The organism is Maribacter thermophilus (assembly GCF_001020565.1).
GTDB lineage: Bacteria > Bacteroidota > Bacteroidia > Flavobacteriales > Flavobacteriaceae > Maribacter > Maribacter thermophilus.
This window is the reverse complement of record NZ_LDAS01000001.1, coordinates 3738670-3763414: the sequence shown is the minus strand read 5'-3', so window position 1 is coordinate 3763414 and position 24745 is coordinate 3738670. Positions and strand designations below refer to the sequence as shown.

At 37.8% G+C, this 24745-nt stretch carries 23 protein-coding genes; 12 read left to right on the top strand and 11 right to left on the bottom strand.

The features are described from left to right. Positions 1–174 precede the first annotated feature (174 nt). From AB657_RS16365 to AB657_RS16355, 3 genes are all read left to right on the top strand, one after another. Positions 175–954 carry a copper resistance protein NlpE N-terminal domain-containing protein gene (locus tag AB657_RS16365; RefSeq protein WP_052958736.1) on the top strand — a complete coding sequence of 260 codons (780 nt, stop codon included), beginning with the start codon at positions 175–177 and terminating at the stop codon, positions 952–954. Positions 955–1018: 64 nt separating this feature from the next. After that, positions 1019–1561 (top strand): GNAT family N-acetyltransferase, encoded by a 543-nt coding sequence (locus AB657_RS16360; protein WP_047247481.1) that lies wholly within the window; start codon positions 1019–1021, stop codon positions 1559–1561. Positions 1562–1757: 196 nt separating this feature from the next. Continuing rightward, positions 1758–2591: a hypothetical protein gene (locus AB657_RS16355; RefSeq protein WP_052958735.1), complete on the top strand. Its 834-nt coding sequence runs from the start codon at positions 1758–1760 to the stop codon at positions 2589–2591. Between the two features lie 108 nt (positions 2592–2699). Here the strand turns inward: AB657_RS16355 and AB657_RS16350 are convergent, their stop codons facing one another. From AB657_RS16350 to AB657_RS16325, 6 genes are all read right to left on the bottom strand, one after another. Further along, on the bottom strand, positions 2700–3887 hold the full coding sequence (locus AB657_RS16350) for an FN3 domain-containing metallophosphoesterase family protein (protein ID WP_052958734.1): 1188 nt from the start codon (positions 3885–3887) through the stop codon (positions 2700–2702). A 96-nt stretch (positions 3888–3983) separates the two neighbouring features. After that, positions 3984–4841 carry an endonuclease/exonuclease/phosphatase family protein gene (locus tag AB657_RS16345; protein ID WP_084696448.1) on the bottom strand — a complete coding sequence of 286 codons (858 nt, stop codon included), beginning with the start codon at positions 4839–4841 and terminating at the stop codon, positions 3984–3986. A gap of 20 nt (positions 4842–4861) precedes the next feature. Continuing rightward, positions 4862–6595 carry a RagB/SusD family nutrient uptake outer membrane protein gene (locus AB657_RS16340; RefSeq protein ID WP_047247480.1) on the bottom strand — a complete coding sequence of 578 codons (1734 nt, stop codon included), beginning with the start codon at positions 6593–6595 and terminating at the stop codon, positions 4862–4864. 11 nt (positions 6596–6606) lie between these two features. Continuing rightward, complete coding sequence (locus AB657_RS16335; protein WP_052958732.1) at positions 6607–10104, bottom strand: SusC/RagA family TonB-linked outer membrane protein; 3498 nt, start codon at positions 10102–10104, stop codon at positions 6607–6609. Between the two features lie 74 nt (positions 10105–10178). After that, a complete protein-coding gene (locus AB657_RS16330) occupies positions 10179–11105 on the bottom strand; it encodes a FecR family protein (protein ID WP_047247479.1) in 927 nt (308 codons plus the stop codon). Between the two features lie 63 nt (positions 11106–11168). Further along, on the bottom strand, positions 11169–11789 hold the full coding sequence (locus AB657_RS16325) for an RNA polymerase sigma factor (protein ID WP_084696447.1): 621 nt from the start codon (positions 11787–11789) through the stop codon (positions 11169–11171). Positions 11790–11945: 156 nt separating this feature from the next. Here AB657_RS16325 and AB657_RS16320 point away from each other — a divergent pair, with 156 nt between their 5' ends. The 5 genes from AB657_RS16320 to AB657_RS16300 all read left to right on the top strand — a co-directional run bounded on the left by AB657_RS16320 (position 11946) and on the right by AB657_RS16300 (position 15343). Next, positions 11946–12917 carry an NAD(P)-dependent alcohol dehydrogenase gene (locus AB657_RS16320; RefSeq protein WP_047247477.1) on the top strand — a complete coding sequence of 324 codons (972 nt, stop codon included), beginning with the start codon at positions 11946–11948 and terminating at the stop codon, positions 12915–12917. A 64-nt stretch (positions 12918–12981) separates the two neighbouring features. Next, the gene (locus AB657_RS16315; protein WP_198146933.1) at positions 12982–13326 is read left to right on the top strand and encodes a tRNA-binding protein; all 345 of its coding nucleotides are present in this window, start codon (positions 12982–12984) and stop codon (positions 13324–13326) included. Positions 13327–13397: 71 nt separating this feature from the next. Next, positions 13398–13982 (top strand): ASCH domain-containing protein, encoded by a 585-nt coding sequence (locus AB657_RS16310; RefSeq protein ID WP_047247476.1) that lies wholly within the window; start codon positions 13398–13400, stop codon positions 13980–13982. A 139-nt stretch (positions 13983–14121) separates the two neighbouring features. Continuing rightward, on the top strand, positions 14122–14505 hold the full coding sequence (locus AB657_RS16305) for a hypothetical protein (protein ID WP_047247475.1): 384 nt from the start codon (positions 14122–14124) through the stop codon (positions 14503–14505). A gap of 265 nt (positions 14506–14770) precedes the next feature. Further along, positions 14771–15343 (top strand): hypothetical protein, encoded by a 573-nt coding sequence (locus tag AB657_RS16300; RefSeq protein WP_047247474.1) that lies wholly within the window; start codon positions 14771–14773, stop codon positions 15341–15343. A 3-nt stretch (positions 15344–15346) separates the two neighbouring features. On the opposite strand, the gene AB657_RS16295 is transcribed toward AB657_RS16300, so the two are convergent. The 5 genes from AB657_RS16295 to AB657_RS16275 form a co-directional block, all read right to left on the bottom strand. Further along, complete coding sequence (locus AB657_RS16295; RefSeq protein ID WP_047247473.1) at positions 15347–16111, bottom strand: helix-turn-helix domain-containing protein; 765 nt, start codon at positions 16109–16111, stop codon at positions 15347–15349. A gap of 118 nt (positions 16112–16229) precedes the next feature. Then, positions 16230–16871 (bottom strand): carbonate dehydratase, encoded by a 642-nt coding sequence (gene can / locus AB657_RS16290; protein ID WP_047247472.1) that lies wholly within the window; start codon positions 16869–16871, stop codon positions 16230–16232. Between the two features lie 12 nt (positions 16872–16883). Next, positions 16884–18443, bottom strand: coding sequence for a SulP family inorganic anion transporter (locus tag AB657_RS16285; protein WP_047247471.1), 1560 nt, complete (start codon positions 18441–18443; stop codon positions 16884–16886). A 132-nt stretch (positions 18444–18575) separates the two neighbouring features. Beyond that, positions 18576–18845 carry a hypothetical protein gene (locus tag AB657_RS16280; RefSeq protein WP_047247470.1) on the bottom strand — a complete coding sequence of 90 codons (270 nt, stop codon included), beginning with the start codon at positions 18843–18845 and terminating at the stop codon, positions 18576–18578. Positions 18846–19094: 249 nt separating this feature from the next. Further along, positions 19095–20237 (bottom strand): MFS transporter, encoded by a 1143-nt coding sequence (locus tag AB657_RS16275; protein ID WP_047247469.1) that lies wholly within the window; start codon positions 20235–20237, stop codon positions 19095–19097. 262 nt (positions 20238–20499) lie between these two features. Between AB657_RS16275 and AB657_RS16270 the strand changes: the two genes are divergently transcribed. The 4 genes from AB657_RS16270 (at position 20500) to AB657_RS16255 (ending at position 24725) form a co-directional block, all read left to right on the top strand. Beyond that, positions 20500–21669 (top strand): nSTAND1 domain-containing NTPase, encoded by a 1170-nt coding sequence (locus tag AB657_RS16270; protein ID WP_047247468.1) that lies wholly within the window; start codon positions 20500–20502, stop codon positions 21667–21669. Positions 21670–21927: 258 nt separating this feature from the next. After that, entirely contained in the window at positions 21928–22578 is a 651-nt protein-coding gene (locus tag AB657_RS16265) for a hypothetical protein (protein WP_047247467.1), read from the top strand. A gap of 389 nt (positions 22579–22967) precedes the next feature. Beyond that, the gene (locus tag AB657_RS16260; RefSeq protein WP_157491786.1) at positions 22968–23144 is read left to right on the top strand and encodes a hypothetical protein; all 177 of its coding nucleotides are present in this window, start codon (positions 22968–22970) and stop codon (positions 23142–23144) included. Between the two features lie 453 nt (positions 23145–23597). Beyond that, positions 23598–24725, top strand: coding sequence for an FG-GAP repeat domain-containing protein (locus tag AB657_RS16255; protein WP_047247465.1), 1128 nt, complete (start codon positions 23598–23600; stop codon positions 24723–24725). The last annotated feature ends 20 nt before the right edge of the window (positions 24726–24745 follow it).

Below are 24745 nucleotides of genomic sequence, written 5' to 3'. Positions count from 1 at the left end.
ACATTGGCACGAAAATGGTTATAACCTTTACGATACCAAAAAGAATGCTTTTATCTTTGAACCAAAAATCTGCAAAATATATTTTTCCATATTTCATATTGGTACACGAACAACATACAATCTAGATTAGCACCTTAGACTATACACATAACACAAACCATTAAAAGATTACAAATGACAAGAACATCTTTAAAATTTTTCTTGGCCCTAACAATAACAACAGTCGTAATATCTTCTTGTTCTGTACAGAAAAGCAACAAACCAGCAGAAAGTTTTGAAGACCACCATACCGCCGAAACAGCATTGGATTGGCAAGGAAGCTATTATGGTATTTTACCTTGTGCCGATTGTGAAGGCATTACTACACAGCTACACCTGAACAATGACCTCACCTTTGTTTTGACCAAAGTTTGGAAAAAGAACTACAAAGTCTTGTCCGATACCTTAAAAGGAAAATTTACATGGCAAGGAAATAATATAAAGCTAGAAGGTATTGCGGATAAAAGTAGCGCAGACACCTTTAAAGTAGAGGAAAATCGTCTTCGTCAATTGGACATGGAAGGAAATGAAATCACTAGCGAACTGGCAACACATTATATACTATCTAAAATGGGAAATTCACAAATAGAGGATAAAAAATGGCAAATAGTTGAACTGAACGGAAAGCAGATAACCGGCGCACCTGAAACACATTACATTATTTTTAACTCTAAAGAAGGTCGCCTAGAGGCCAAGGCAAATTGCAATATACTATCTCGAAGCTACAGGATTACCAACCAGTTCAAGATTACCATTGACCAAGGCATTTCTACCATGATGGCCTGCCCAGATAATTTAGACACAGAATTGAACAAGGCCCTTGATATGGCGGACAATATTTCTGTTGGTGACGGAACTTTGACCATTAACAAAGCCAGAATGGCTCCCTTGGTACGCCTTAAGCTTGTGGAATAAAAACTTTTATCAACTATATACCATTATAAAGCAACCTTTGCTGTAATTAAAACGACACGGCCAATTGAAAAAAGACTATCTGTTTAAATCTCAAAGACTTGGGTTTCGCAATTGGACAAAAAATGACCTTACTGCCTTTGCGGAAATAAATGCAGATTTGGAAGTGATGGCACATTTTCCAAAACCTCTGAGCAAAGAAGAAACATTGAAGCTTATAGATAGACTACAACAACATTATCTAAAAAATGGATACACCTACTTTGCTACCGAAATTTTAAAGACAGGAGAACTAATTGGTTTTATAGGTTGCCTTTACCAAGATTATACAACAGAGTTTACACCGGCAACGGATATTGGTTGGCGATTAAAAAAAAGTAGTTGGGGCAACGGATATGCCACCGAAGGTGCCCAAAAATGCCTTGAATTTGTATTTAACGATCTGCACTTAGAAAGGATTATCGCAGTTTGCACCCTACAGAATTCAGCATCGGAAAACGTGATGAAAAAAATTGGAATGAAAAAGATAGGAACGTTTGATCACCCGAAACTAAAAGCATATCCGGAACACCAAAAATGCATCTGCTACGAAATAAACAATCCTCATTAAAAATAGGGATCTTAAGAAAACAAGAAAATCGTTTTATCTAAGACATTTCTTCTTAAAAAAGGTAGACATTAGTGATTATTTCATGAATTTTGCACTCCCTAAAAAAGGGCGTACCCCTAAAAACAACTTACCTACTCATATTTTTGATTTGTTGGGCTAGCGGTATGATTACCATTAATATCAAGATCAATAAAAAATGATGGAACTATTATTCGCAATTAAATTAATCGTTGCTATTGTCTTTGTTATCGGCTTATCTCTTCTTGCTGAAAATGTGAGTCCGAAAGTTGCCGGAATTTTATCAGGATACCCTACGGGTTCCGCCATAACATTATTCTTTTTCGGATTGGAAGTAAACCCCGATTATGCCGCCACAAGTGCCGTTTATAACATGATCGGCCTTACCGCAGCCCTATCTTTTGTGTATGTCTATTATATGGCCTCAAAATACTTTGTCAAATTAAACATACTGCTTTCTTCATTATCCGCAATACTAGGGTACTTCATCATAGTCTGGCTATTGCATCTTATTGAGATCAATATTTTTATAGCGATAACCATACCCATTGCCTTTGCTTTTCTTTACATCTATCTATTTAAGAACATAAAGAACATAACTATAGAGACCAAGGCAAAACTCAATTTTAAAATTCTCTTTGTAAGGGCGTTTTTTGCCGCTTTGATCATTTTACTGATTACCAGTGTACCAAAATTCGTGGGACCTAACTGGGCAGGACTTTTTTCCGCTTTCCCCACGACCCTATTCCCATTAATGTTGATCATTCATTATACCTATTCAAAGGAGCATGTACATACTGTTATCAAAAATGTTCCCATAGGGATGTTTTCATTGATTATCTATTCATTAACGGTATCTATCGTTTATCCCTTGTTCGGCATCTATCTAGGTACTCTCATATCATTTGGCACAGCTACCCTGTACCTATTGGTGTATTCAAAAATTAAAAGTATGATGAAAAACCAGCGTAAACGGGTGATGGGTTTAAAAAAATCTCACCAATCTTTATAACCTCCTTGTAAGAAAAACAAGAAAATCGTTTGGGGGACGGATCCCCCGAAACGATTAACGTTCAACAACAATATTTTCGAATATTGCCAAGCCATAAAAAAAGGCCGGTTATTTGTCTTCGAAGAATACTTCTGAAAGTAATTCAGAATCCATCCCGATTCTTTTTGCCCTGATACCAGAGCTATCGATTGTCAGGTCTACACGTGACTCGTGATCTACAATCAAAATAGGAAAATTGTTACGGCCTGTGGCCTCTGGCACTAATGCATAAGAATGTGTATGGCCACATACCATCAGATCAATAGCTGCCTTGTTTAAAATGGGCATAAACTTTTTTCTCACTTCCAGCTCGCCATGCCACTCCCTACCTTGTTTTTTATTATAAGGAGGAATGTGCATAAACACCACTTTGCGTTCCGCCTTCTTAAAGACTTCCGATGCCACTACCTCCGTAAGCCATTGGGCCTGCTTGCTACGGTATGCATCAAAATCGGCCATACCGCTATATTCTATATCGGAATCGGGCTTATCCTCACCTGAATCCAACACAATAAAAAAGGTGTTCCCAGATGAAAATGTATAATAGTATTGATTATTGGGGAAATGAAAGTATGAATCCAATTTGTGTGCTACCGCTCCCCTTGTTTCATGATTTCCACGTACCATATAGAGTGGTTTTTCTTGCGCAAATATGTCTACCATAGTATCCAATACACTATAAATGGCCTCTTCTCCTGTAGCATTGTTTACAAAGTCACCGTCCATTATTACAAAATCGGTTTTGTTCCATTCCACGTTCTCCAATAGCTTCCCTACTTTAGGACCATTTTCATGCATATCGCTTAAAACAACACATGATGTTCGTGATTTTTTAGGAGCTGCAGTTGTAAAATAAAGCGGTTCTTTTTTATATACCCTTGTAGCCGCCACTTTACCCATATCGCCCTCTTTGGTTATTGCTTGTGAGTACACCCGATAGGCATATTTTGTTTGTGGGGTAAGCCCCTCTATGGTTACCGATTGTTGCTTGCCAATATTTTTTAATCCACCTGTGGCATTGTATACTTTTATACGTTCTTTTTGGTAAAAATAAGAGCCGTCCTCTTCGTAATATTCTACCCACGAAATACAATCTACAGAGGAGCTCCAGTTGATGACCACACTATTGGCCGTTAAATGTTGAATAAACGGGCCATGGGTAATGGCCACATCTTGGGCATAAGTAAATTGAACCGCACATAAGATCAAGATCACGACCTGGCAGAAACGCTGCATCCTGTTTTTCTCTTTTTTCATTTTTATGTGTTTTAGAGCTTTTTATTTTAAGGACATGACCCATTGGGACCATAAAAAAGCCGCCCAACAAAATGGGCGGCACTCAAAAAAATATTATTAGAAACGCGCATCTACCAAAATGGGAAAATGATCGGAGATATATGTATCTCCTCTTTGCCCATCTATAGTGTGGTGTTTTAAAATGTTTACATCTTCACTAGTAAAAATGTAATCTATTCGTTCCCTCTCTTGGTCGGGCTCCAACATAAACCCGTTAAAGGTATAAGACGGACCGTACACCATTTTTGCACGCGTCTTACTATCCACGATCTTCGCATCGCCCTCTTTCGGGCTCAACAATTCGGAATAGGGTGCCGCGGAAGGCGGAAAGTTAAAATCGCCACTGATCAAAAACGGATCGTCCTTTGCTATTTTTTGAACCATTTTTTTCAAAAGCTTTGCACTTTCTAAACGAGCGGTTTCCCCTTTATGATCAAAATGGGCATTAAAAAAGTAGAACTCCTTACCACTGGCCAGATGTTTTAGCTTTACCCATGTTATAATACGTGGCAAAGCGGCATCCCAACCTTTCGAATTCACCTTGGCAGGCGTTTCAGACAACCAAAATGTACCGCTGTCCAATAGGTCAAAGGTTGCCTTTTTGTAAAAAACAGGGCAAAATTCACCTTCGTTACCTCCATTTCTACCTATACCCACATATGCGTATTGTGGCAATCTTACCACCATATCGTTCAACTGACTTTCGATTACCTCTTGGGCCCCGAAAACATCTACCTCAAAAAAATTGATGCTGCTACAAAGCCAGTCGCGCCTATTTTCCCAGATATTGATTCCATCCTTCGGACTCGCATATCTGATATTAAAGGTCATTGCCTTTATATCGGTTTCTTTTTGGGCATACATACCCAAAGAGCCGATCATAAAAACCAATATTATAAATCTTGAAATCATCATTTCCTTTTTTGTGGTTCAAATTATTCCCAGCCGGGGTTTTGGGTCAGATTTGGATTCAATTGCAATTCTACCCTTGGGATAGGATACAGATAATCTCTTTCCTCGTTAAAAGACCTAGTATTAAAATCGGGTTGAGGGTTGATCAGGTCATTTTCATCAAAAAATACATCCGAACCAATTTTGATATATTGTACACCCGTCATTTGTCCGGCTGGATCATCCCCTTCAAACAGTACTACATCTATATTACCGTCTGAATCCAGATCGTACTCCCCTGCTCCAGGAAAGTACATACCCCTTAGTGGTTGGGTCAATGTTTGGCCAGATTTCCACCTAACTATATCGTCCCACCTAAAGTTTTCCATATAAAGTTCTATTCTACGCTCTCTTCTTATTTCTAGAATCACCCCTTTGTTGGCTCCGGTTACGGTAGGATATTGATCTTCTAAAAATGAATCGGGATCGCTATTGGCATCGCTTAAGTTCATGGCAGGCATACCTACCCTGTTACGCAACAATTGTATGGATAGATCCAAATCGGATTGTTCCATTGTTCCCAATTCCGCTTTCGCCTCTGCATAATTCAACAAAACTTCACCGAACCTTAAAATCGGAAGATCCCCAATAGACTCATCGTAGGTATCATAAACAGGCTCTGTAACATACTTGGTAAGTTGGTATCCTGTCATGGTAGCACCCAAATTAGGAACCAACTCCATACTTTCACCTTTTCTGGTATACCCTGGGGTTCTTATGGTCTGTGATAATCGTGGATCCCTATTCTGAACCTCATCTGTAAAGAACATTTGATCATAACCGGCATTGTCCGTAAATCTAGACCCATCTGTCATTAAATAACTGTTCACCAAATCTTTGGGCATTCCGGGTCTACCGTACGAAGAAGTTGTAGTGTAATAATTTACATTATGATCTACTGCCACGGTCTGTGAAAACTGCCTGCTTAAAATAACCTCAGCGGTCTGGGCATCGTGCGAGTTGAACAGGTTCATGTAATCCTCTGCAGTGTTTCCTGTGCTATACACCGCGTATGGGGAATCTTCCATTAATTGTAAAGAAGCTTCCACAGCCGCGTTCAAGTATTTTTCATACCCAGAAATGTCACGATACTTCTCATAGGTCCCCTCATATAGACCCACACGGGATTTTAAGGCCAAGGCACTGTATTTGGTAATACGATATGCCTGTACCTCTTCGTTTAGATTATCGATGGCCCGGTCCAAATCTTCCAGAATCTTATCGGCTATAAACTGTCTGCTTTCCCTAGGGGCCTGAAGGCTCTCGGTATCGTCCGCTTCAATTGTACCTTCGTAGTAAGGCACTTCTCCAAATCGCTTTAATTTTTCAAAATAGAAGTATGCCCTAAAAAAATAGGCAACCCCTCCATAATGCAATTTGGCCGCTTCATCTTCACATTTCTCGTAATTCTCAAGAAAATAATTAATATCCCGAAGGTATTCCCAATCCCATCCGCCACCGGTAGTAGGTACGGTTCTGGCACCACGCATCTCTTCACTTAAGGTTGTGGCTATAATGTTATCGGCCCTTTCATCACCGTCATATATACCAGTACTTGGAAACATTCTATAAAAACCGTTGGTATAAAGTTCCAAGTCACTGGACTTTAAAAAGAAAGTGGTCGGTGTAACGTCAGATAGGGGCTCCTTGTCTAAAAAGTCATCACTACAACTGCTTAATATCAGCATGCAGATCAATATTAAATAATTAAATTTCATAATGTATGTTTTTAAAATTGTAATGAAACACCTAGTGAATAAATTTTTGAAAATGGTACGCTCTGTGCTGTACTTCTATTTGTAGAGGTAGAGGGAGAGTTTAGGTTAACCGAGTTACCAGCGGCCTCGGGATCTATATAATCGGTAAGCTTGGTAAAGGTCAATAAATTTTCTCCACTGAAATAAATTCTTAGCTTACTTAAAGGCAAACGATCTATAACCTTGGCCGGCAAGGTATACCCCAGCGTAATGTTCTTCATTCTTAAATAGGCAATGTTTTGTAGATACCTGTTGTTAACGGCTCCTAGGGCATCGCTATCGGAAAGGGCTATATAACCGAACAACCTTGGATAGTATGCATCTGTATTCTCGGGAGTCCAGATATCATTGACCAAATCTTTTCTGATGTACGAATCGTAAGGTCTATTGTACATGGCCCAGAACAATCTAGAGTCTCTGTTTGGATACCAATCTTGTTTACCCACCCCTTGAAAAAAGGCGGACAGATCAAAACCTTTGTAATCGGCATTTATCTTAAAACTATAGAGATATTGTGGTGCGGTATTACCAATGACCCTACGATCACCAGGGTTGTCCAAGGTATTTTCACCTTCGTCTATAACACCATCGTTATTTAGGTCGTTATACTTTACATCTCCTGGCTGAAGACCTCCAGCGGCCACAATTCTATTGGAAACCCTTGTTTGATCGGCATGTACTGCAACTTCTTCTTCCGATTGAAAAAGACCGTCTACATCATAGCCCCATAACTCACCAATGGTCATACCCTCATAGTAATCCAATAAGCTATTGGTTGGGTTATCAAATCTGGTGATCTTGGTCTTGGAGTTAGATAGAGAACCTACGATAGAGAAACTAAATGTGTCTTTACCAAGTTCAAAAGAATCATGATACCCTAAAGACCATTCAAACCCACGGGTTCTTAGATCGGCAGCATTTTCTTGCGGAGATTCGGTACCCAATACACTTGGCAAGGTGGCACCTTGGGTAAGCATACCTTCAGTATCTCTTTGAAACCAGTCGAAATTAGTGGTCAGTCTATTCTTAAAGAACGCAAGATCCACCCCAAGGTTCAAGGTCTTTACCTCTTCCCAAGTTATTTCCTTAGGATTTAAACTAGGGGATTCTATATAGTCCAAAGTACTTCCGTCAATGGCATAGCCGGTATCTATGTCTTTGTTCAACGTAGGTATATAGGCATAATCATCTATATTTTGATTTCCTAGAGAACCATAGGATGCCCTTAATTTAAACTGATCTACAACATTGCTTTCTTTCAGGAAATCTTCGTTGGATACGATCCACCCTGCCGATACGGATGGAAAGAACCCCCATCGATATTCTGACGGAAATCTTGAAGAACCGTCGTATCTACCGTTCAGCTCTAAAAGATATTTTTTCTTGTAATCGTAAGACAACCTGTAAAAAAGACCTTGTAAACCCCATGCCGAAGCACTGCCCGTAGCCTCTGCATTGGAAGTTGCCAAGCCCAATGAATTTAGGTCATCGGATATACTGTTCAACTTACTGGCCTGTATATTTTTTATTCCGTACGACTCTTGGTTAAAACCTACCATGGCACTCACAAAGTGATCTGACAACTGCTTTCTATACTCACCATAGATATTAAAAGCATTATAGCTAGCCTGGCTATTGTACTCCGTTAACCGATCGCTACCCATAATACCCACTTCATCGGTAAAAATGGAATAAGGTATTCTCGTTGATCTTTGATACCTGTTGTAAGTCATTTTTCGCAAGGCATAACTCGCTGTTATCTCCATTCCCTCGAAAGGCGTAACAATCGCCGTTGCAATATTGGAAAACTCTTGGTTATCGGTTTCCTGTTTTGATTTGCCATGCAAAAGAGCTGCATATACCCCATCACCAACGGTATAATTATTCAGCTCCGTTCTCCAGAGGGCATTACCATCTGGATTAACGGGCACGTAGGCAGGTAATGCATGTACCCATATAAGGCTGCTCCACGGATCGGAATAACTACCGTATTGGCTACCGCCATGTTGTAGGTCGCTAGAACGGTTGTATTGCATGTTATTGCTAAAGGTTAACCATTTTTTGGCTTCCACTTCCAACTTTCCCCTAACATTGTACTGTTTGTAGATATCATCTTGAACCTTAAGAATTCCTGTAGATTGGTAGTTTCTGTAAGAGAAGAAAGTTCTTACTTTTTCGGACCCTCCAGATAGCGATACATTGGTGATATTGGAAGGTGAGGTTTTTCTAAAGAAGGTGTTCCACCAATCGGTGGCCCCATAATGTACATATTGTTCCCTACCATTACGAATATCGGTTACTACCCTTGCCTTTGATGGGTCTTGCGAAACCTCTAAAAGGGCCGCATAATCTTGTTCGGTATAACCGGTATACGATCTTCCTACAGCGGTTCTAAAAGCCTCGTCCACCAACATGGTAGACTCATAGGGGTCGGTTAAAAAATCGGTATTCATTGTAGGCGAACTAAAAGCAGTGGTATGGTTTACGTTAATGGTAAAGTCTCCCTTTCTTGCTTTTTTGGTCGTTACCAACACCACCCCAAATGCACCTCTCGCACCATAAACGGCAGAGGCGCCGGCATCTTTTAACACACTAATGGACTCTATATCGTCCGGGTTCAGGTTGTTGATATCCCCTTCTACACCATCTACCATTACCAATGGCGAACCCCCATTTATAGTAGTAAATCCTCGAATATTGATAATAGGTGCGTCTCCAGGTTTACCGCTAGACTGTACAATGTTCAACCCGGGGCTGGCACCTTGCAATGCATTGGCCGCATTGGACAACGGTCTGTTTTCTATAGTAGAAACATCTACTTTGTTAACGGCATCTATTAATTTCTCCTTACTCTTTTTTCCGTAACCAACGACCACTACTTCTTCCAAAGCGTTGGCATCTGGCTGTAATTCCACTACAAGACCAGTGCCCATTGTAGCGCTAACCTCTTGTGTTTCAAATCCGATATATGACACCAGTATGGTAGCAGTGGCTCCCGATATTTTGATGGTGAAATTACCATCAAAATCGGTCGTGGTTCCATTCGTGGTTCCTTTTTCCATAATAGTGGCGCCCGGTAACGGGTTGCCCTCATTATCTATTACCGACCCTTGGATCACTGCTTCTTGTTGTACCATACCCTTATCAGAGCCCTGTGCCACCAGTACTTGTCTCTGATTTACTTTATAGACAAAATGCGCCTTTTTCGAAAGTTCTTCGAGCACTTTTACCAACGGACTATTTTCTTGGATTACGGAGTATTTTTGTTTGTTTTCAAGTATAAATTGTCCGTAACTGAATTCATAATCCGTCTTTTCTTCCAGCTCGGAAAAAATATCTACAAGCCTAGCATCTTTAAGTTTAATACTTATATTTGGCCCGTTTGAACTGCCAGAAGCATAGGCCCCTACGAAGAATAGGAGTGCCAATATGGACAGTTTAGGTTTTAAAAAATTAAATTCTATTTTCATATTAAGTGTTGTTTATTTTTTTGACATTCGACGCTTACATCGGAGGGGTCTGTGGCAGCAGACCCTTCTATTTTTTATTGGTTTTTAAATTTGGCTTCTATTTCATTCTGTGGAGTTTTGGTTAATTCTAATTCAGTGATATAGTTGATTGTATCTATTACCTCGGCCAAGGTTTCATCTTTAGAGATAGACAATGTCATTTGAACGGCCCCAATGTCTTTGTGTAGAAAATGTATGTTTACACCATACCTTTTTTTTAGGTACACGGCCAAGTCGCCCATTTTAACACCGTTAAAATCAACCTTTTCCTTATACCAAGAAGTATAGAGATTATGGTCTGTTTCGGACCTCCGCAAAGATTTGGACCTTGTATCGTAAACCACCCTTTGGTTGGGGCTCAACCGTACCGCGTTATCCACATCGGAAACCTGCACCAGCCCTGTAGCCACGGTAACGTTTATCGCACTATCGGTTTCCTTAATATTAAAACTGGTACCCAAAACCTTGGTACTAAGGTATCCTGTTTGTACAACAAAGGGTTTTTGCTCGTTCCTGGCCACCTCAAAAAAGGCCTCACCTTGCAATTCTGCATGCCGTAGACCATTATGATCATTGGTAAATCGTAATGTACTATTGGTATTCAGCGTTACTCGACTACCATCTTTTAGGGTAGCCACTTTAAAAGTTTCTGTTGTATTGGCAATTACAACTGTCTTAGGAAAAACCGTATTGTAGAAAAAGCCGGCAAGTCCTAAAAGGATAGCCAATGAAGCCGCTACCCCCATCCATTTCCATTTAGTTGTACTTTTTTGGGTCCGTGCCTTTATATTAGTATAAATCTCTTGCTGTACCTTTCTTTGACCCTCCTCGGTTTTAAAAACATGCCCTTCTGCTCGGGAAATGGCATACTCTTCAAAATCATTTAAGATTTTTTCTTCCTCGGGCGTTGTCTTTCCTTGTAGATATCTATCTAAAAGGTCTTGAAATTGTTTTTCGGTCATTTTCTGTGTTCTACCTTTATATACCAGAACACGGCAACCACACGTAAAAGAAATTTGATTTTTTTAAAAAAAAGAAAAACAGAGTACCAGTACAGATATCGTAAGCTCTCGTTTTATGCGAACTATGGCGTTGGAAATATGGGTCTCAACAGTTCTTTGGGATATATTCAACATTTTAGAAATCTCGGCGTTCGCAAAACCTTCTTCCCTACTCAAACAAAATACCTGGTTGCATTTTTTGGGGAGCTTACCTACCGCTTCCTCAATTCTAGAAGCTGTTTCCTCCTCGTATATTTTTTGCAAGGCACCTTCGGACTCAGGTGTTTTTAATTGCTCTAAAAAAAGTTCGGTAACGGCACTCGTCTTGGTCGTATCCCTTAAGGCCTTATATACCTTAAACCTTGTAGCCTTCATCATATAGGCTTCAATATTCTGGTTTTGAACCGTACTTCGTCTTTCCCACAGATCTATCCATACTTCTTGCACGATATCTTTAGAAACCGCTTCGTCACGTAAAATACCGAAGGCCAATACATACATTTTTTTCCACAATCTATCATATAGGATTCGAAGCGCCAATTCGTCAGAATCTTTAATTCGTTCCATCAGTTCATAGGAAGAAATCCGGTTTGTATCGCTTATATGCATGGACACAAATAAATCAAAAATCCATCTACGGGACATTAACTAAAAGTAAAGATTAAATTATGTGCATATTATAGATATGTTCTGTTTCCCCTTTAGTTTTTATTAAAAAGCATTTCAACTATATTTATAGTCCACCTCAAACAACATCTTACACACGTGCGGCCATACCGTATTAGATAATGATCAATAAAAATGAAAGCAGCGATACGTAGAAATTATTGTTCCCCAAGACAATTATGCGTTAAGGAGGTAAAAAGGCCTGTCCCAAAAGACAATGAAGTATTGATCAAGGTTTATGCTACCACAGTAAATAGGACAGATTGTGCCAATCTTACCGCCAAACCATTTATCATGAGGTTTGTTCTGGGCCTGTTTAAACCAAGAAAAATTATAGTCGGGACCGATTTTTCCGGGGAAGTGATTTCTATTGGTGCCAATGTTAAGTCTTTAAATAAGGGAGATAGAGTATTTGGCTTCAATGACACTGGATCCGAATCACAAGCCGAATACTTAACCACCACAGTAAAAAACCTTTTTACCGTACCACAGAACATTGATCATAAACAAGCTGCCGCAAGTTTAGAAGGTGCGCATTACGCCTACTCGTTTACACATAAGGTAAAAATTAAATCGGGACAGCGTATCTTGATCAATGGGGCAACAGGGGCGATCGGTTCTGCCCTGTTACAATTTGTTAGGCAATATGATGTAAAAATAACCGCTACCGGCAACACAAAGAACGCACAACTTATAAAAAGTCTGGGTGCCGATAAATTTATTGATTACACTAAGGAAAATTTTACCGACCAAAACGATACTTATGATTTTATATTCGATACGGTCGGCAAAAGTACTTTTGGAAAGTGTAAGCCGATATTAAATAAAAATGGGGTTTATATCTCTTCTGAATTAGGGCCTTATTCCCAGAATGTTTTTTACCCCTTGCTCAATGCCATTAACAACAAAAAAGTAATTTTCCCCATACCTTTTGACAAACAGAAAACAATACCATATATCAGTAATCTTTTGAAGACAGAAAAATTTAAACCGGTCATAGATCGCGAATATCAATTGGATGATATATCAAAAGCCTACGAATATGTAATAAAAGGAGAAAAAACAGGAAACGTTTTAATATATATTGCAAACAACCACCTTGCTTAAACACAACTTAACCAACTATCATATAATAAACCTTAAGATTACTTTATTAAACACAACCATGAAAATGATAGAAAACCAACAATTGACCTGGAACGAGTTTATGAAAGTTGAAATGAGGGTAGGCACTATTATTAACGCCGAAGAATTTAAAGAGGTAAGAAATCCGGCCTATAAAATGACCATCGATTTCGGGGAATTGGGCACAAGAAAAACATCTGCCCAGATCACCAAGCTATATTCCGTTAACGAATTAATAGGAAAGCAAGTAATCGCAGTGGTCAACTTCCCTCCCAAGCAAATAGCAAATATGATGAGCGAATGTTTGGTCTTGGGCGGTATCGGCGACAATAAGGAAGTAACTTTGATACAACCCGAAAGAGCGGTAAAAAACGGAACACGGATCGGTTAAAAATTACCAGTATCAGCTGTCCAATAAATCTATCGGTATGTATAAACACTACTAGCTACAACATTAAAACTATGAGAAACCTGACGATTGCCCTTTTATTCATCTTTATAGGCTGTAAAAGCGAAACCAAAACAAAGACAACTGAAGAAACACCTTTAAACCTACAAACGGAGGCCCAAAATGAGGTGGACAAATCCGTTTATGAAATGTGGAGCGACTATGTAACGGCAAATCCGAAATCAGAAAACGAGGAAATACCCGAATCCGATTTTTTTCATGATAACGAAGACGACGCGAACAGATTGGCAGAACTGACACTCAACGGAAAAAAGAGTGCTTCTTCCGGACTTCTTAGTCTATACAAAAAATATAAGGTGGATTTGCCAAAAGTGGGCGCCAAACAAATTGTAACCGATTATAACGGGAAAGCGATAGCCATCATCGAAAATAAAAGTGTGGACCTTATACCATTCAACGAAATTTCAGAAACATATGCCCAATCGGATATGGGAACGGATATTGAACCGTTAAAAAAATGGAAAAAAGCTCATTGGAATTTTTTTAAAGCCATCTTAGAGGAAAGTGGTGACAGTCCTACAGAAGAAATGCCCGTGGTCTGTGTAAGGTTCAAGACCATATGGCCCGCTAACCCATAGTTACAAAAATAGAACATCTATGAATCCAATCGTTCGGTAGCCTAAAACCTTTACACATCAAAAATTTAAGACTACACACGACCGTTATTACTCAAATATCCTATTTTTAAGAACACAGCCAGTAATTCATATAATTTTGATGTCCCGCTATTATAAAGAAAAAGAGTTAATTGTGGTTAGGGCCAGAATTAGGTCTACCATAAGAAACTCGGGCTTTTTTGTAAAAAACTTATGGAAAGTAATAGGGTTCGGAATCTTTTTTGCCATCTGGGCGCCTACCTATGTAAGCGTGGATCAATTGGGCAGAAGTAAATCTGCGATGGAGACAAGCGGTCTCGAATATAAAGAGCTTGTAATATTAACGGCGGTACTCTATACCTTTTTCTCATTTTTGGCACACTTTATTTGGCAAAAACAAGATAGAAAAAGGCTAAACAGATTGGAACAAAGAAAACGCGAACTAGAAAATGAGCTGGGCCTTAACATAAAAAAGACCCAACAGAAAAAGTCGAAAGAATCTTAAAAGCCTAACTATTAGCACCTTATAAAAAAATCAGATATAGCAGTAATAACATATTGGATTGCAAACCCACCAGCACTATCACATATTGCCCAAACCATTAGAACATAACTGAATTAGAACTCCCTCATTTATAATTAATTACAGGTGGTTAATATAATTCAAAAACATACCACCCAACTTTGTTATCTTTGATATAAAAGCCCCCCAAATCCTCTCAAATCACTGATAATAAGTGTATTATTATATTTTACCCAATAAATAATAGATGAACAAAATTATCATAACATTGCTTTTCATGCTTACTGGATTGGTATCCTGTAAAACTTCTGAAAAATATTTTTATAAACTTGAAATCGCAAAAAAATATTATAAGGCACTTGATGACTCAGATGATTCTGAAATAGCAAATATATTGTCGGACACCATTTTGATCAGGGAAAATGAGTATGATTACGAAGAAGTTTTTCCATTAAAAAAATATGTAGAATGGATAAAATGGGATTCTGTTTTTGACCCAACTTACGAAATTCTTGTAATGGAGGAAGTAAATGGAGTCGTAAGGGCAAAAATTTCTAAAACGGACAAAAGAATTTCATTTCTACACAACGGGCCAATCGTAACCAATGAAACCATTCTCTTTAACAACGATAAAATAAATAGGGTCGAAAAAACCAAATATCTGATATTTAACGAAATAACATTTGTTAAAAATAGAGATGAGCTAGTAGATTGGATCCAAAAAAATCATCCAGAACTTAATGGATTTATAAATGACCAAACCAAAGACGGAGGATTAAACTATTTAAAGGCCATAGAACTTTACAAAAAAGCCCATTAAACCCTATAGGTGCTTATCTTTGAATATAGAAGGGTTTACCCCTACATTTTTCTTGAAAAAGCGCGAAAAACTACTCATAGAATCAAAGCCCAGCTCAAAGGCCAGTTCTTTCACCGAAATATCGCTTTTTACCAACCTTCGTTTTGCCTCGGTAATCTGGCGCTGCCGAATGACCTGTTTTGCGGTCATTTGCAACTTTTCCTTAAGTATTTGGTTCAACCGTTTTACGCTAACCCCTAGTTCTCGGGCATAAAACGCTGCATTGGTCTGTTGTAAAAAATGGGTCTCCATGAGTTCTAAAAACCTAAAAACCCTTTTTTGTTGCAGGTCTTGTTGCAAAAACCCATCGTTTTGATAACGGATCAGGTGTAGCAGCAAGACCTTCAACAAGGTCTTGAGCATTACATACGAGGCCGAATCGCTATAAAACTCTTCCTTCAACAGATCCAATAGCTTATGTAGCTGTCTTACCTCATCATTCTTACGCAAATGAAACTGCGGATATCTATTAAAGAGGAACATAACGTCCAAGGCATATTCAACATCATCCTCATCTATAAGGTCTCGTTCAAAATTTAACAACGTCCCTGGATTATCGTTAAAGACCTCGTTCTTAAAAACCTCGTTTAACGGTTTAAAATGAACCAACAGGCCATTTTCTGCATTGCGCTCAACATAAATTCCCATAGAGTTACCGGAAAGCAATTCATCATTGCTTTCGAAATTCTCTAAAATCAGAATTTTATCTTTCCAATTAGGTGTATCCATTTACTTTTGGGATTGCCCCAAAAGTAAATAGAATTTCTCCGTTCTACCTTTTAAGCCCTATATTTTATATCATTTGAGATAATCTAAAGATCTAAACAAACAAGGTATGGTATCTACCTTAAACAACCGCAAGCCTATAAAACTCTTCCAGTTGCGAGTTACAGTTAAAATTAACCTTCAGATCTTTGACAATTCCCGTTCCTACACCATATACCCACCCATGCAGGTTTAGGTCATGTCCCCTTTCCCATGCATTTTGAACAATTGAAGTCTTTGCCAAGTTATACACTTGCTCCATCGTATTGTACTCAACAAAGCGATCAAAAAGTTCAGAATTATCCTCTATTTTAGCCAAAACATCTTGATGTTGTCTATAGACGTCTCTTATATGACGAATCCAATTATCTACCAAACCGTACGATTTATTTCCCATAGCAGCTTGTACACCTCCGCAACCATAGTGCCCGCAAACAATAATATGTTTGATCTTTAAGGCATTGACGGCATAATCCAATACACTGAGCATGTTCATATCTGAATGTACCACCATATTGGCAATATTTCTATGTACAAATACCTCTCCTGGCTGTGCCCCAATAATCTCATTGGCAGGTACACGGCTGTCTGAACAACCGATCCATAGCAATGGTGGTTGTTGTCCTTTTTTCAGTTTTTCAAAAAACTCAGGATTATCTTCCAATTTAGACTGTACCCATTTTTTGTTATTCTCTATTAAGCTTTTATAAAAGTCCGATTTCATAGTTTTTCAGTTTCAATGTTCCATTTGAAACACTTGGTGGCCAAAGTATTTTCTAAAACTTTCCGGATTGTCCAAGGTTTCTTTTTCCGCAATTATTTTAATATGTATGTTGTTGTTTTTTGCCTTGACGGAGAACTCGTCCAGGTATTCCAAAATATCATAGTCCAACACCTTGGTTTTTCTAAAGTCCAATTCTAGATAAGCTCCTTCTTCCAAAGCATCCAGCTCCTTAATAATTCGCCCCTTGTTAATGAAAGTAACCTCTTCCGCAAAATTGATATGAAAAAGATTCTTTTTGCCCTTGTACTCCTTTAATAGCAACTGGTGCGAATTGTAATAAGACTTTAAAAGAACGGTGATCAGCCCTACGGTCAACCCGACCATTATTCCCTTTAACAAATCTGTAGACACAATACCCACTACGGTTATAATAAAGGGTATAAATTGGGTCTTTCCCAATTTATACATTTGCACAAAAGCCTTGGGATTTGCCAATTTATAACCGATTACCAAAAGTACACTGGCCAAGACTGCCTGTGGTATAAGGTTCAGCAAAGTAGGTATGGCAATAACACTCAGCAAGATCAACAGACCGTGTATAATTGCTGACAATTTGGTCATTGCGCCGCTCATTACATTGGCAGAACTACGTACGACCACTTGCGTAATGGGAATACCACCGATCAAGCCCGAAACCGTGTTTCCGACTCCTTGTGCAATCAATTCCCTATTGGTAGGTGTCTGTCGTTTAAGAGGGTCCAGTTTGTCGGAGGCTTCAACACTCAATAAAGTTTCCAAACTTGCTACGATGGCTATGGTGAATGCCGTTACGTACACATTGCTATTGGTCAGGGCCGAAAAATCAGGAAACGTAAACTGTCCAAGAAAAGACGTCACATCTTGTGGGACCGGTACCCGTACCAGTTGACTTTCATGAAGGGCGAACAAACCGGATTGCCCTATGGTAACATAGATAATAATTCCAAATACCACAGCGATCAACGGTGCCGGAACCAGTTTAAATATTTTATTTTTCTTGGCTAAAATACCGTCCCAAAACAATAGTATACTCAACGATATAAAAGTAACGAATACCGCCCCTAGGGTAATCTGGTCATGGAGACCGCTAAAATCGATCCGATCGGTGTTTACATCACCGCTAAAACCAAACGCCAAGGGTATCTGTTGTACAAAAATCATGATTCCGATAGCACTCAACATTCCCTTGATTACGGCCGAAGGAAAATAATAACCAATAATGCCTGCGCGAAATACGCCCAATAAAATTTGTATGATACCTGCCAAGATTACCGAAGTAAGAAACAGTTCATAACTGCCCAAATCGGTTATGGCATTTAAAACAATGACCACCAAACCGGCTGCCGGGCCACTTACCCCTATAGAGGAACCTGATAGGTAACCCACCAAGACCCCTCCAACAAAACCGGCAATAAGACCGGCAAACGGTGGTGCCCCGCTGGCAAGGGCTACACCAAGACATAAAGGTAACGCAACAAAGAACACAACAAGACTTGCAGGCAAGTCCTTTTTCCAGTGTTTAAATAAATTCATGAAAATATAGGTTAAGAATATAAAGTCTATGTACCACTAGTACCACAAAGGGGCCAATGGTATATATGACCAATAATTAGTAAACGGATTAAAAGTGTATATGCCCCCTTAGGGATATATACATATCATATATTAACCTATGTATTCTGGAGGAGGGGTGGGTTGTGATGTGCCCATTCTTTGACTGGCACCATCTGAGTTTATAGAAATCTCAGTTCTATATAACATTAAAATAGTATCGGCTAGTAGTGTTTCATTAAAAGGTATGTCCAAGCCTAGAACATCTTCATCAATATCAGGTTCGGGTTCAGAATCATTTTGACCATCATGGTGTTCCAATTCCATGACAATAGAAGAATCATCGGAATAGGCCGCGATGGTTCTCTGGGTCAGTCCCATCATAAAAATAAGGACTAAAAGAATAGATATAGTAGATTTAGACCTGATTATCATATTTCTGCCAAATCAACCATTTTGATAAATTATTTTTATTAAAATTATGACTACAATGAAAAAATCAAATAAAAATACTGTTAAATAGAATGTTAATTATCATATTAACAAATACCATGTCTCCCTTTTAGGTATAAGACAAGAAACAGCACCCAAGAAATTGAATTCTACAATTGGTCAACCAATCTGGAATATCATTCAGTTCTTATTTATTTTTTGAAACAAAAAGTAAATAACAAATCCAATAATTAGGGCCATAGTAGCCGCCACGGTATAAACGGCCTTGTAATCGTTGGATATATACTCTATAAAGGTGGATAAAAACTGTCCGCCAAAAACCCCCATCGAAAACAAGCCCAAATTCCGCCCTTGGTTTTTTGGGGTGCTCGCCTCTAGCATCATATGGTTTAATAAGGGAATGGTAAAACCAAAACCGACACCTATAAAAAGAATGGTAAACAATAAAAACAACCAACTGCTAGATACTGCCAAGACCACATACCCAAGCATAAAAAACAAAAATCCGAGTGCTACTGTTTTTCCATCTCCCACTAAATGCACCATTTTTGGCATTTGGCTGGCCGTTAAAATGGCCACTACCGATATGGCCGCCATAAAATAACCCGTTTCCGACTCTCCAAAACCAAAGGAACCTGGCAAGTACAAGGGCAAGGTAACAAAACCGATAAAGAAGAGCATCATGGCCAATAGCGAGGACCCGAATATGAGCCACACCTTAGACGAGCCCTTACTTTCCGCATCTGAAACATCCTCTTCATGTTCTTTTACAGAAGGCGTTTTGGGCAATGTTTTCAATACCAATACAAGACATAGTAAAGCAACTAAGTAAATGTAAAAAGGAAATTGCCAGTTTATTTCTCCGAGTATACCACCAATGGCCAAGAAAACAACCCCACCCAATTCTATAGCCATACCTTGCCAAGCAATCATCTTCATCCGCTCTTTGCCTGCAAAACACTCCGCAATATAGGCCGTTACCGATACCTGCACGGCCACCGTTGCGGCACCCAACAGAAAGCGATCTAAAATCAATAAAAAGTCATTGGATATATAGGCTCCTATAAACCCCAAAATGCCATACGGTATTAAGCCCAAACATAAGAGTCTTATAGTGCCCAACCTGTGCAACAATTTACCTACAAAAGGGGCAAAAACAACCACTCCCAAAGAGGGCAAGGTAATTAACCAACCGGGCGAAAAACCTAAGTTCTTGTGTTGTACGATACCCGATAGCGAAGGTGCTATAACCGTACCCACCATAATCGTTAAACTACTTACGAACAGTATGGTAAATATTCCGATGTTAGCTATTTTTTTCATACAGCAAAATTCCCGCTATTCTTCTAGAAGCACTTTACCCATTTTCTAAATAAGTTGTCCAAAATGGAAATTAGGTGGAATACGTTGTTTCGTTTTCTTATTTGGGGATTACGCTTTTCTGTAAAATAGAATAGGATAGGGTTTTTAAATTGCTCAGTGATGGAATAAACCAAACTTTAATTTTATACAAGAATAGCGGTATATATGTACTATGGTAGGTATATACAGTTGTTAGTTGCAATTTGAACACAACAAAAACCTAATGACAAAAGAAGAAAAATTACAAGCATTAAAATGGGTATTTTCACCAGTTACACCAATAAAAAAAGAAGAATTTTTTTACGGAAGAATAAGTCAACTTCAAAAAGTCTGTGATGCAATAAAAGAATCAGGGCAACACGCTATTGTTTATGGTGAAAGAGGCGTTGGCAAAACTTCTCTTGCAAATATAATGTCAGAATCTATTACAAATCTTTACCCAATAAAAATTACTTGTAATAGAAAAGACACATTTGTTTCATTATGGCAACAGGCGTTTAATAAAATTCAATTTTCTAAAACTACAAAAGGAATTGGGTTTAATGCTGCAGAAAAAAAGAGTTTAGTTAATCTTGGTAATAACCTAAATCCTCAATCATTAAATTTTGAAGCTGATATTATAAACATTATTTCGTCTTTAAGTCATTACTTCTTATTCATTTTTGACGAATTTGATAATATAACTGACCAAGAAACCAGAGAAAGTTTTGCTGATTTAATAAAATCATTTTCTGACAATGTTCAAAATTCAACAATCGTTCTTGTAGGAATTGCGGACGACATAGAAAGTCTAATTGGTAATCATCAGAGTTTAGAAAGATGTTTAAAACAGGTTAAAATGCCTAGAATGTCTGAATCTGAATCAACTGAAATCATTGAGAAAGGACTTGAGAAATTAGAAATTTCAATACCGAAAAGTGTTAAAGAAGAAATTGTTGAATTTGCATCAGGATTCCCTCATTACATACATCTAATTTGTAAATATGGTGCAAAAGAGATAATTGAAAATAATAAACAAGAATTTTCTAAATCGTATTTAAATATTGCCATCAAAAAAGGGATTGAAAATACTAATGAGCAGTTAAAATCCTCATATAGATTGGCTGCAATAAGTAGTGCTACTTCTTCTAAATGGCAATCTATTCTTTATGCCTGTGCACTATCACCATTAGACAACTATAATTGCTTTAGTAAAGCAGACATATTAGAAAACTACAATAAACTAACAGGAAAAGATGTAAAAGGGGACTCTATTTCTTATAATTTAAAACAGTTGTGTGAAGCTGAAAGAGGTAATGTATTAGACAAAATTGGTAAAGGAATAAATTCAAGATATAGGTTTGCGAATCCAATGATGAGAGCATTTATTAAATTAAAAATAAAAAGTAACTAACAATGGTACCCGTTGCACAACTCTTCTTTTCTTATAGATTGATGATTTTAAAATTGTTTAAAAACAAAAACCACTAATAATCAGTTTTTTATAATTTTAGTAATTTAGGAAAAATGGCCATAAGTAATTACTTATTCTCGCCTACTTCTGAAAACCCTAGCGGATTTTCTATTCGGTCTTTCTTTCTTTGCTAAAATTAGTTGTTTAACCACGTAACAAATCATATACAAACACGTCGCCTGTAATTTCCCAAATTAAATGAAACTAGATTGGATTGACTTTAATATTGGGCTACTTGTCCAAACTAAAAAAGGACAAGGAATTGTTCAACTAATAGACAAACCAAACAATTCTGTTGGGATTTTATTAGAGGGAAAAGTTCAAATGTTCGGAATTGAGGAAATCGGAATGCCTTTAGGCAGTTTAAGTATAAATCTAACTCAGCAAATTGGTCAATATATTTTACTTTTTCAAAAAGTTGAAAACAGGTTAAGGGACTTTACAAATGGAGTTTTAGGACTAAATGAAGTTCAAAAAACGGAATTGACAACATTTTTTACAGCCGGAAAATTAATCGACAAAATATATTCGATAATTAAAATATATTCCAATTCTGAAATTATTGGTGTTTGGAAAAAAATAAACGCTGAATTGAAAGACCTTAACAAAATTAGAAATACAATAGTTCACGGATATTTGTTTCATTATAGTAAAAGTGGGGAATTAGATTTTAAAAACATTAAGATAGAAAACGCTAATGGAAATGTAGAATTATTGGATTTCGATAAACTTTATGAATTAAATATTAGAGCAACTAATATCCATAAATCCATTAATAATTTCATGCTTCTTTATGCAAAAACAATTGAAGACAATATAAAAAACTACCGCCAACAACGTATCCTATAAAAAACCTAGTCCAGTTCTTTAATAGTTAAAACAAAGGATTGAGACTTTGGTCTAGTCAGTAGTAATTATTGCCTTTTTAGTAAGCACAATACTTTCTATAGGCACCTTCGGTATTTTTATTTCATACATCATTAGAAAAATAAACCAATCTGCATAGCAATACGGTTGCCTAACACAACCTATAACAAACAGCGTATCAGATTCTAAATGTAATGGTTAGGGCGCATGTACATCTTCGTTTCGTGCACAAACACATTACCATTTTTAGCTCTACAAACATTTAATCCAGATATTTATGTAACAATATTTTATTTTTTCTACTTATACAGTAGATAACTACCTATATGAATAATAACAGTCTACTACAAAAAATTGGTTTTGGTATAATTATGATAGCATTAATAGCTAGAATAGGTCGCAAATTTGTAGATGCAGAGCTAGCTGAACTTCTATCTTTTTCTCATTATTTAACCCTTGTAGGTGGTATAATTTGGCTTGTAGGTTTTTTTATTCATAAATACAACGACAGAAAACTAAAGAAAAACAATATTGACCATTCAAATTAAATAAAACCTAAAAACGTAAGTGTACGCGGACAGTCTTCTTAGCTTGTTGGCCCAAATGAACCTTAGACATTGGCGTTACAAAACTTCAAATATGCACACTCTAAAAGGAATGGGCCCCAAATAGATCTGCAATCTACAAGAGCTAATGTGCTTACCTATACGCTGACCTACCCATCACCTATAATAATAGGGTCTTCTGTCTTAAACACTACGTCTTTGTACATTTATAAAGTCCGCCTGTAAATGGTAGATCACCTTCTAATTCGGTAAGATCAGTTCAACGACAGTCATGTTTTATATAGGCCAAGCGTTTATATTGCCCCCCTACACCACTATACGGCCAAACCGTCCGTAAAAACACAAACAGTCTCCTTTGGCGCATATTCACCAGCTTTATGTATTTTTATGACATTAAAAAACGTCTAAGAACACTGCCCTAAAACTCTTTTATCTATGTTGAGACTTGCCCTACTTTATCTTCTTCTAACCCCTTTATTATCCTCATCGCAAGAACGCGGTTTTTATGCCAGGAACGATATGAGTAGTGAGGAGCCTAGGTATAGTTTCGGCACTAAAAAACAACGCAGTGCCTCTATCGATTTTGGTGACATCAACAACGACGGACTAATAGATGCCGTTGTGGCCAATGGCCGACATTGGCCAGAAACCAATTACATTTTCTACAATTACGGCAAAGGCTTTAATGAAATGACCCCCATCGGAAAAATAAGTGCTACCAGTTATGCGACTGAATTAGTGGATTTGGACAACGATGGTGACTTGGATCTTCTTGAAATAAACGATAATGCCCCACATAAAATTTATTTGAACGATAGTAAAGGAAACTTTCAATTCCATTCTACGGTCGCCGAAATCTCCAATGCCAGAAATGTAGCTTTGGGAGATATTGACAATAATGGATATATAGATTTTATAATAACCAATAGAGGACAAAAAAATATTATCTGCTATAACAATGGCAACCTTAAGTTTGATTGTGTAAAATTGGATGCCAAAAAAAATTCTACCATAGATATTGCCATTAAAGACCTAAACAACGATCAACTACCGGATTTGGTCCTCGCAAACAGAGACAATATTCCCAATGAAATATTTATTAACAAGGGCAATCGGAAATTTGAAAAAGAACTGGATTTTGGAACGGGATCTTTTGAAACCAGATCTGTTGCCATAGACGACATGAACAACGATGGTTATTTGGACATTGTTACCGGAAACATCAATGGATCCAATAGTATTTATCTGGGTAGCAAAAACTTCTCTTTTATGACAACCGTCGCCTTTGGCGCCAATGATACGGACACCTATAGCATTGCCCTGGCCGACTTTAACAAGGATGGCCTCATGGATATCGTCACGGGCAATTACCTTAAACCAAATATTGTTTTCTTGAATATTGACGGAAATCGTTTCAAAAAAATAGAGCTTACAAACAACAGCTCAAGGACGTACGATATTGTTGTAGTAGATATAAATTCTGATGGTTGGATGGACATCGCAGAAGCTAATTCCGATGATTTCAACTTGTACTACCTAAATATATTTAACCAAGAACCTTAATAGCATACCATTGAAACTAC